This window comes from Burkholderia sp. Bp9012 (genome assembly GCF_003853825.1).
Classification (GTDB): domain Bacteria; phylum Pseudomonadota; class Gammaproteobacteria; order Burkholderiales; family Burkholderiaceae; genus Burkholderia; species Burkholderia diffusa.
Map to the genome: position 1 here is coordinate 1 of NZ_QTQA01000094.1, position 335 is coordinate 335.

Here is a 335-nt window from a genome sequence, read left to right on the forward strand (position 1 = left end):
AGCTCGCTGTCCACGTCGACGTCGACCGGCATCAGCTCGCTGTCCACGGGTCTGAGCTCGACCGATAGCTCGGTGGCTTCGCTCTCGACCTCCACGTCGACCGGTCTCTCGTCGGCAACCAGCTCGATTTCGTCGCTCTCGACGTCGACCTCGACCGGCATCAGCTCGTTGTCCACGGGGCTCAGCTCGACCGACAGCTCGGTGGCTTCGCTCTCGACTTCCACGTCGACGGGCCTCTCGTCGGCAACCAGCTCCATCAGCTCGCTGTCCACGTCGACGTCGACCGGCATCAGCTCGCTGTCCACGGGTCTGAGCTCGACCGATAGCTCGGTGGC

The 335-nt window shown here is 65.4% G+C and carries 1 protein-coding gene; it reads right to left on the reverse strand.

All coding sequences use genetic code 11. The features are described 5' to 3' along the window. On the reverse strand, positions 1 to 305 hold a 305-nt coding region (locus DIE11_RS36690), incomplete at its 3' end, for a hypothetical protein (RefSeq protein ID WP_221622490.1). Positions 306 to 335: the final 30 nt, after the last annotated feature.